Raw genomic sequence first — 9,019 nt, forward strand, 5'->3', positions numbered from 1 at the left:
GCTCTGGATCGCACGCTGGCCCGACTATGGCCGCTTCTGGTCCCAGGTGCTGCGGGAAACCGCCCGCGCTCCGCAGGGACGCCTCATGGATCTGTCCGCACGCATGCAGGGAGATGACGCCCGCATCAGCGTCGATCTCCTCTCCGACGCCGGCACACGCGCCAACAACGCCACCGTCTCCGCAGAGGTGTTTCACGTCGCGGCAGATGCTCTGGGCGCGCCGATGAAAGCCGTGCAAAAACTGACGCTGCGGCAGGATGCCCCCGGCACCTATGCCGCTGACTTCAAACCCACGCAGGCCGGCGTGTATCTCATTCGCGCGCAGTTCGGTGCCGAGATGGTCACCACCGGCCTCATACACAATCCCTCCACCGAAGCCAGCCTCGGCACCGTCAACGAAGCGTTGCTCAAAGAAGCCGTGCGCATCACCGGCGGCGACTACCTCTCGGATTCCAAACGCCTCCCCAATCTCGAAACCACCAAGGCCATCCAATACGAAGAACTCTGGCCCACCCTGCTCCTCGCACTGCTCCTGATCTTCCTCATCGACACCGCCATCCGCCGCTGGGAGCACGTCGTCGGATTGTGGCAGTTGGTGCCGCAGCGAAAGTAGTCATGAGCTTTAGCTCGTTCTGGGAAGCGCCGCCTCTTCCACGAACGAGCTAATACCATCCATAGTTGAAAAGAGGTCTGCACCGGCTTTCACTCAATGAGGTGGCTCCGGACAAATGACGCCGATTATGACAGGATTCACAGGATGACAGAATTCACAGGATTCTCTCATGGGAAATCCTGCATCATCCTGTTCTCTTGTTAATCCTGTCTTCTTGCGCCGCTTTGAAATGGAATCCCCTTGGCTTCAGAGCACCCGCTCCAGAAGCTCCCAGCAAAGGGGTTTCTCCTGCGGAGTCGAAGACCTGTATTTGACTGATCGTGGTATAAAGCTCACGCACGAGTACTTTCATCCAGCAGCGGCTCCACCCGCTCCCGAATCATCGTCACCAGCTCCGGATTCATAAACTCGTAATCATCCGGAATATCGAGCACCTCGATGCGCAGATCGCTCACGACTTCAGGAAACTGCTCCATCAACCGCCGCTTGTGCGCATGCTCCATCACCAGCACACGATCCGCCCACCTCAGCAGCTTCTCCGAAACCCGGCACCGCGCCGATGCACTCAGCCCCGCACTGCGAACCTCAACACGCGCATCGTTTTGATACACCTTCTCCGCCGTCGGACTGCGCCATTGGTTGCGGGAGCAGAGGAAGAGAAGGCGCATCACTCAGATCACTTCTTCACCAGCAAACTCTTCCCCGTCATCTCAGCCGATGTATTCACACCCAGCATATCCAGCAGGGTCGGCGCGATGTCCGCCAGCTTGCCATCAGCCACCGTATAGCTACCCGCATCCGCAGCCACATAGATGCCATGCACAAGATTCGTCGTGTGCGCAGTATTCGGCGAGCCATCCGGATTGCGCATGAGCTCACAGTTGCCGTGGTCAGCGGTGATGAACAGCTTGCCTCCGAGTGCGAGCACCTTCTCCACGATCATCCGCACGCCGAGATCAATCGTCTCGCAGGCGTGGATGCCCGCTGGAACGACCCCGGTGTGACCGACCATGTCGGGATTGGCGTAGTTCATGATGACGAGGTCGTAGCTTTCAAGACGGTGCATCACCTCAAACGTGAGGTCGGGCGCGCTCATCTGCGGCTTCTTGTCGTAGGTGGGCACTTCCTTCGGGCTGATCGCAAGGTAGCGGTCTTCACCGGGATTCGGCTCTTCCACGCCGCTGTTAAAAAAGAAGGTCACGTGCGGGTACTTCTCCGTCTCCGCAGCACGGAGCTGGGTCATACCCGCGGCAGCCACCACCTGGCCGAGATTGTTGCTCAGGCTCTCGGGAGCAAAGATTACGCGGGCACCGAGAGCGGTGTAGTGGGCGTCGTATTCGGTGAACGTGTAGTAACCGGTCCTCGGCGTCACTTCGCGATCAAAGCCATCGAAGTCGGCTTTCAGGAAAGCATCGCTGAGCTGGCGGGCGCGGTCGGCACGGAAGTTGAACCACAGGATGACGTCGCCATCGCGGATGCGCTGCTCGTTGGCGTTGGAGAAAATCATGGGCTGCATGAATTCATCCCCACGCGGGTCCTTCGGGTAGGCGTCCAGCACAGCGGCGCTCGGCAAATCGTAACGGACTTCACCACGACCGAGCACAATGGCATCCCAGGCCAGCTTGTTGCGCTCCCAGCGCTTGTCACGGTCCATGGCGTAGTAACGGCCAATGACAGTCGCAATTTTGGCACCACTCGGGGCGAGGTCCTGTTCCAGCTTGGCCATGTAAACAGCACCGCCCGTCGGGGAGGTGTCGCGGCCATCCGTGATCGCATGCACCATCAAATCGCTCACGCCTGCGGCCTTCGCGGCATTGCACAGCGCGGCGAGGTGATTCTGATGCGAATGCACGCCGCCGTCGCTGATGAGGCCGAGGAAGTGAAGGCGCCTGCCCTTGGCCATCTCGAAAGCTTCCACCAGCACCGGCATGGTGGCGAGTTCGCCATCGCGGATGCATTTGTTGATGCGGGTGAGGTCCTGATACACCACACGGCCTGCGCCGAGATTGAGGTGTCCCACTTCGCTGTTGCCCATCTGGCCGTCCGGCAGGCCCACGTCCTCGCCGCTGGCGCTGACGGTGCCGCGCGGATAGGAGGCGTAAAGGTGGTCGTGGAAGGGGGTGCGGGCCAGCAGGGTGGCATCTCCATTGGCTTCAGCTTGGGCTTTGCCGCCGGGATTGATGCCCCAGCCGTCACGAATAATCAGAACAACAGGTTTTTTTGCCATATCACCCGTTCCATGCGTCAGAGCGGGCTTATTATCAAGGCCAAGGAAGACCGGCGCGTCAGAACGTTTGCGCTCCGGCCCGTCTCAGGGTATAAAGGGCAGCTTTATTTCGCTACTGCCGTCATTCCCGTCATGCCCCCCGGAATACATTCCATCCTCCCCAAGGCCCTCATCGCCCTCCTAGCTTTCGCTCTGGCCTCAGCGTCGTTCGACGTGGCGCATGCAGATGATCAGAAGCCGGGCTTCTTCAAAAAGCTCTTCGGAGGTGGCTCCAAGGCCGAAACGCCGCCACCTGCGCCTGAGCCAGAAAAAAAACCTGCCGCCAAGCCGAAGCCTGAGCCGGAAAAGACCGCCACCAGAAAGTCCACCAGCAGCAAACCGCCACGGGTCATCATCACCACGACCGGCGGCAAGAAGGTGGAGATCGGCAAAAAATCCACTCCCGCCAAGACCGCCGCGAAAAAAGAGACGCCCAAGGACGTGACGAAGTCCTCCTCCGCGAAGGACAACGAGGCCCCGATGAAGGGTGAGTTCAAAGAGCTCGACGACGACAAGCCCTCCACCGCAGAGAAATCCAAAGCCGTCGAAGTCCTTCCTGCCAACGGCGGCTGGGAGATCGTCAAGATCGGCGGACGTGACTATGTGACGGCGGAGAGCATCCGGAATTTCTACAACCCCGTCTATGGCTTCACCACCTTCCGCATTCAGGGCACTCACTTCTGGCTCGGTTCCTCGAAGCTCATCCTGAAGGCGCAGATCGGCTCGCAGGAGATGCTGATCAACAACATCAAGTTCATCCTCAGCTTCCCGGTGGTGGAGTACAACGGCAAGGTGCTCTTCTCGCGCCTCGATCTGTGCAAGCTCATCGACCCCGTCCTCTACCCCAGCCACATTCAGAACGCCGAGTTCTTCGACACCATCGTCGTCGATGCCGGCCATGGCGGCCATGACGCCGGTGCGCGTGGCATTTACGGTTATGAGAAAGACTTCGCCCTGAAGATGGCCATGGCCGTGCGCGCAGCCCTGATTCAGCGCGGTTTCAAAGTAGTCCTCACTCGTTCGACGGACACCTTCCTCACCCTCGGCGGCCGCGTGGCCATCGCCAACCAGACCCCGAAGAGCATTTTCCTCAGCTTCCACTTCAACTCCGGCGGCGCTGCCGCCACCGGCATCGAAACCTGGGCGCTCACGCCCCAGAGCGCTGCCGCAACCATCAGCCGTGGCGGTGGCTACAACGTCAACGGCGTCACCGGCAACAAGCAGGACTCCGCCAACATCGCGCTCGCCACCGCCGTGCATGCCAGCGTCATCAGCCGCTTCAAGTTCGTCGATCGCGGCATCAAGCGTGCGCAGTGGAGCGTGCTCACCGGCTGCAAGCGTCCCGGCATTCTGTTTGAAGGCGGCTTCCTCACCAACGGTGCCGAATGCCAGCTCGTCGCCTCCGAAACGTACCGCCAGCAGGTTTCAGCCGCCATCGGAGATGCCGTCCTGAACTACCGCAAGGCGCTCGAATCCGCGATGATGGGCAAGCGCTGAGAGGAGCGGGACCATCCTGGTCCCTGCAAAGGATCCAAAGGGATCAGGATGATCCCTCTCCTTTCAGATCTCCGGTAGCTTCTCCCGCAGCAGTGCAGCCAGATCCGAGGTCTCCGCCAGCGTAAACTCCGCCACCACCTTCGGCTCATGATGGCTCAAAATTCGCACCGTGCGCGGCACGCCCGCGTTGACCGCCATTTGGATGTCGCGGTCATGATCCCCCACCAGCCAGCTCCGCGTCAAATCGAGACCGTGCTCGTCACGCGCGCGGAAAATCATCTCCGCGCTCGGCTTGCGGCAGGTGCAGGTGCCTGCGAGATGCGTGCAGGCGTAGATGCCATCCAGCGCCGCACCATGCTGCTCCAGCTCGCTTTGCATGCGCCCGTGCAGAACGTCGAGTGCCTCCTGCGTCATCAATCCTTTGCCCACGCCCTGCTGGCTCGTCACCAGAATCGTCGCATAACCACGTTCCCGGCACAGTGCCAGAGCCTCAATGATGCCCGGCGCAAAATGGAAATCATCCCAGCGCAGCACGTAGCCGTCCCCAGGAGAAACATTAACAACACCATCGCGGTCAAAAAAAACGGCAGGGCGGAGAGGCGAAACAGTGGGCATGCGACCACACGCATAGCCTCAGTGTCTAGGCGAGGAAACAGCTCTTTTCGCAGCCCCCCTCATCTGCATTCCACCCCATACCACCTGCCCCCCCCCAGCGTCACGCTCGGCCGACTTATGAACTTTGGGTGTTCGCAGAACGCTGATCGACGGACAAGAGTGTCCATCGTACTTATTCAGCCCGAAAACGCTGATCCTCTGAAGTACGACAGACACTCCTGTCTGTCGGTCAGCGCCTTCGCAGCCCCCCTCATCATCATTCCACCCCATACCAGCGGCCCCCAGCACCACACTCGGCCGACTTATGAACTTTGGGTGTTCGCAGAATGCTGTGTCACCACCAAGGTGGAACTCGCCTTCAGCAAAAAGTTTGAGACCAACGGCTCAGTCTCCACCATCACTCTAGAGCCCGCCTTATTCATGCGCCGCTCCCGGCCACACAGGGAAACCGTGAAAGCAGACGTTGTCCCCCATGGGGCGCACGGTGATTTTCTCCAACTCGATGGAGGCCGGCAAATCGGGCCCGGCAATCGAAGGACGTCCGCCGCCGCAGAAACGCGGGGCGATGTACCAATACACCTCATCCACCAACTGCTCCCGAAACGCCTGGCCGAGAATGATGCCACCGCCCTCAATGAGGACGGAAAGCACACCGTGTTGACCAAGAAGGGCCAGCGCTTCGGGCAGGTCCTTGCCATGCATGATGATGGTGCGATCCTTGTGCTCGTCCGTGAAGATCTGGGAATGCGGTGGAATGTCGCCGCTGCTAGTGAGGACCACGCGCCAGGGCTGCACCTTGCCGCTGCCGGAACTGCCATCGCGCAGAGTCAGCTGGGGGTTGTCTTGGCGGATCGTCTCCGCTCCGACGAGGATGGCATCCACCCGCATGCGCAGTCTGCGGCCATGCGCGCGTGCGGCGTCATTGGTGATCAGCGAGCTCTCACCCGCTGGACGCGTGATGCGGCCATCCAGGCTCTGTCCAGCCTTGGCAATCACATAGGGCATGCCTGTCGTAATCCATTTGGCAAAGGGACGGATGATAGCCCGGCACTCTTCACCCAGCACCCCGGCAGTGACCTCAATGCCGGCGAGCAAGAAAATGCTGCGGGATTGCTCGAAGTGGCTGGGATTGGGATCATGGGCACCGAACACCACGCGCTTGATGCCCGCAGCTTTGATCGCCTCAGTACACGCAGGCGTACGGCCTTGCGTGCAGCAGGGCTCCAGCGTGACGTAGATCGTGGAGCCACGCAGCAGCTTGGGATTCGTTTTTTGCGCATCGCGAATCGCCTCCACCTCGGCATGTGGATCGCCCGCCTTGTGGTGGTAGCCGCGTCCGATGACTTTTTCCTGGGCAACAATGACCGCACCCACGGGCGGATTGGGGCTGGTGAGTCCGACACCAAGCTGGGCTTGGTCCAGCGCGAGGTGCATCCAGTGCGGGTCGGGCGTTTCTTTATGGGCGATGGGCGGCGGCATGCGGAAGCCAAATGATAGGCGGCGAAACGCACCTGAGAAGCAATAAGAGTGTCACACAACAGGCACCTTCCCGGGGTCCGAAGATTTTTGTGCTCGCTGTCGCAGAGTCGATGGCGTTAGTTTCTCTCCGCCGATGAAACTCTCCGAAAAAGCCCTGCTGTATCGCGAACTGGCCAAGCTGGTGGGGGCAAACTTTCATCTGGACCGCTCGTTGGAACTCCTGCTCAAGCAGCAGCCTTCCCATGCGCGCCGCACCTGGTTGCAGGGCCTGCAGCTCGGCTTGAAAGAAGGCAAGAGTGTCGCCACCTCCATCACCGAACATTGCGGGGCGTTTTCAGACGCGCTGGAGTTTGCACTCATCGACGCCGGCGAGCGCAGCGGACGCCTGGGCGATGCCTTCAGCCATCTCTCGCGCTATTTCGAGGCCTGGCACATAGGGGTGAAGCAGGCCCTCGGGGCCATGATTTATCCGCTGGTGCTCGCGCACTTGGGCATCGTGCTGCCAGAACTGCCGACCATGGTCACGTCCACGATGGAGGACAAACCCTATTCAATGGGGGGCATCTTCGTTCCGCTGGCTATTCTCTGGCTCGTGCTGCTGTCCCTCTTCCTGCTCTGGCGCTGGCTCTCTCGCCTAGGCGCGGAATCCGCAGCAGTGGATCGCGGGCTCGGGTACCTCCCGCTGATCGGCAGCGTGCGCCGGCACTGGGCGCTGGCGCGTTTTTCCCAGGTGTTTCATGCCTGCCTCCTGGCCTCCATGCGGATGACGGAGGCCATGCAACTCGCAGGCAGCGCCTCCCACAGCGGCCTGCTACGCCATGCCGCGAAAGATGCCGCCCAGCGTATCGCAGCAGGAGAAACCATCGCCGGAGCCATGGCGGACGTGCATGGCTTTCCCATGTCCTTCGTGCATGGCATCGCCACGGCAGAAGAAGCCGGAACTCTGGATCACGAAATGAACCGCTGGGCCGCTTCGGAGACCATCGAGGCAGCAGATGCCGTGCAACTTGCCGCGCAGTGGCTGCCAAAGATCGCCTACGGAATTGTCGTCATGTATGTGGCCTATCGCATCATCACCATGATGTCGGGCTTTTACGGCAGCACGCTGCAGCAGCTCGACAGCATGTGAGGCAAATCACGGCTTGATGTGGCTCCGGGTGGCAATTTTTCGCGTCTTAAGGATGAAAAGTGCTTTACCATCTTCAATAAATGCGCTTTCTGTTCGCCCGAACAGCTTTTTATTCCACACTGAACACCAACGATTATGGCCCGCGCACCCAAAGACTCCTCCGAAACTTCCTCCGCCAAACCCGACAAGCTCGCTGAAGCACGCGGCCGCAATCTCGATCTGGCCATCCAGCAAATTCAGAAAGACTACGGTGAAGGCGCCATCCTCCGCATGGGCGGCGAAGGCGTGAAATCCGACATCAGCGTCATCCCCACCGGCAATCTGCTCATCGACCAAGCACTCGGCACGGGCGGCTTCCCCCGTGGCCGCGTGGTAGAAATCTACGGCCCGGAATCCTCCGGGAAAACCACCCTCACCCTCACCGTCATCGCCCAGGCACAGAAGGCCGGCGGTCTGGCCGCCTTCATCGACGTCGAGCACGCGCTCGATCCCGCCTATGCCCGCCGCCTTGGCGTCAAGATGGACGAACTGCTCGTCTCACAGCCCAGCTCCGGTGAAGAAGCCCTGCGCATCTGCGAGACCCTCGTCCGCTCCAACGCCCTCGACGTCATCGTCATCGACTCCGTCGCCGCACTCGTCACCCGTCAGGAACTTGAAGGCGAAATCGGCGACTCCACCGTCGGCGCTCAGGCCCGCCTCATGAGCGCCGCCCTGCGCAAACTGACCGCCATCATCGCCAAAGCACGCACCTGCTGCATCTTCACCAACCAGATTCGTGAAAAGATCGGCGTCATGTTCGGCAATCCCGAAACCACCCCTGGCGGCAAGGCCCTCAAGTTCTACTCCAGCGTACGCGTGGACATCCGCCGCATCGGTGCCATCAAGACCACCGACGGCACCGTCACTGGCAACCGCACCAAGGTCAAAATCGTGAAGAACAAGCTCGCCCCTCCCTACACCGAGGCTGAGTTCGACATCATGTACAACGAAGGCATCTCCAATGTCGGCTCGCTGCTCGATCTCGCGATGGATTATGAAATCCTGCAAAAGCGCGGCTCGTGGATCAGCTACAAAGGCACCCAGCTCGCCCAAGGCCGCGATGCCGCCAAGGAAGTCCTGCGCAACGATACGACCGTCTATGCCGAGATCGAAGCCGCAGTGAAAGCCAAGCAGGCCGAGAAATTGGCAGGTTTGGAGAAAGGCTCTTCCGCCAAAGCGGCCGCCGCCCCTGCCGCCGCTGAAGAAGAGTAACCTAGACCAGGCGTGGGGCGTCAATGATCGCCCCACGTTCCCGGCCTTCGGCGTTTGACTTTTCCCGCCCCGTGCGCCTCTTTTCGCGGTCACTCCGTGAATCTTATGGCTAAACACGGCCAGAAAAATCAGGAATCCTCCGCAGTCGAGAAACAATCGGTCTGCGGTG

8 protein-coding genes are annotated in these 9,019 nt (G+C 60.4%); 4 read left to right on the forward strand and 4 right to left on the reverse strand.

Annotation, left to right across the window (positions count from 1 at the left end):
* Positions 1-613, forward strand: a 613-nt coding sequence (locus PSV43_RS00215; RefSeq protein WP_300192486.1) for a hypothetical protein, incomplete at its 5' end; no start/stop codon positions are given.
* Positions 614-945: 332 nt separating this feature from the next.
* Here the strand turns inward: PSV43_RS00215 and PSV43_RS00220 are convergent.
* Positions 946-1,281 (reverse strand): phosphotyrosine protein phosphatase, encoded by a 336-nt coding sequence (locus tag PSV43_RS00220; protein WP_300192488.1) that lies wholly within the window; start codon positions 1,279-1,281, stop codon positions 946-948.
* A gap of 8 nt (positions 1,282-1,289) precedes the next feature.
* Complete coding sequence (gene gpmI, locus PSV43_RS00225; protein ID WP_300192490.1) at positions 1,290-2,840, reverse strand: 2,3-bisphosphoglycerate-independent phosphoglycerate mutase; 1,551 nt, start codon at positions 2,838-2,840, stop codon at positions 1,290-1,292.
* Positions 2,841-2,972: 132 nt separating this feature from the next.
* On the opposite strand from gpmI, the gene PSV43_RS00230 reads away from it, so the two are divergent.
* On the forward strand, positions 2,973-4,376 hold the full coding sequence (locus tag PSV43_RS00230) for an N-acetylmuramoyl-L-alanine amidase (protein ID WP_300192492.1): 1,404 nt from the start codon (positions 2,973-2,975) through the stop codon (positions 4,374-4,376).
* Positions 4,377-4,439: 63 nt separating this feature from the next.
* On the opposite strand, the gene PSV43_RS00235 is transcribed toward PSV43_RS00230, so the two are convergent.
* Together PSV43_RS00235 and ribD are read right to left on the reverse strand one after the other, a co-directional pair.
* On the reverse strand, positions 4,440-4,991 hold the full coding sequence (locus PSV43_RS00235) for an HAD family hydrolase (RefSeq protein ID WP_300192494.1): 552 nt from the start codon (positions 4,989-4,991) through the stop codon (positions 4,440-4,442).
* A 414-nt stretch (positions 4,992-5,405) separates the two neighbouring features.
* The gene (ribD, locus tag PSV43_RS00240) at positions 5,406-6,470 is read right to left on the reverse strand and encodes a bifunctional diaminohydroxyphosphoribosylaminopyrimidine deaminase/5-amino-6-(5-phosphoribosylamino)uracil reductase RibD (protein ID WP_300192496.1); all 1,065 of its coding nucleotides are present in this window, start codon (positions 6,468-6,470) and stop codon (positions 5,406-5,408) included.
* Between the two features lie 133 nt (positions 6,471-6,603).
* Between ribD and PSV43_RS00245 the strand changes: the two genes are divergently transcribed.
* Both PSV43_RS00245 and recA read left to right on the forward strand, forming a co-directional pair.
* The gene (locus PSV43_RS00245) at positions 6,604-7,599 is read left to right on the forward strand and encodes a type II secretion system F family protein (RefSeq protein ID WP_300192498.1); all 996 of its coding nucleotides are present in this window, start codon (positions 6,604-6,606) and stop codon (positions 7,597-7,599) included.
* Between the two features lie 135 nt (positions 7,600-7,734).
* A complete protein-coding gene (gene recA / locus PSV43_RS00250; RefSeq protein ID WP_300192500.1) occupies positions 7,735-8,850 on the forward strand; it encodes a recombinase RecA in 1,116 nt (371 codons plus the stop codon).
* The last annotated feature ends 169 nt before the right edge of the window (positions 8,851-9,019 follow it).

The organism is Prosthecobacter sp. (genome assembly GCF_029946185.1).
GTDB lineage: Bacteria > Verrucomicrobiota > Verrucomicrobiia > Verrucomicrobiales > Verrucomicrobiaceae > Prosthecobacter.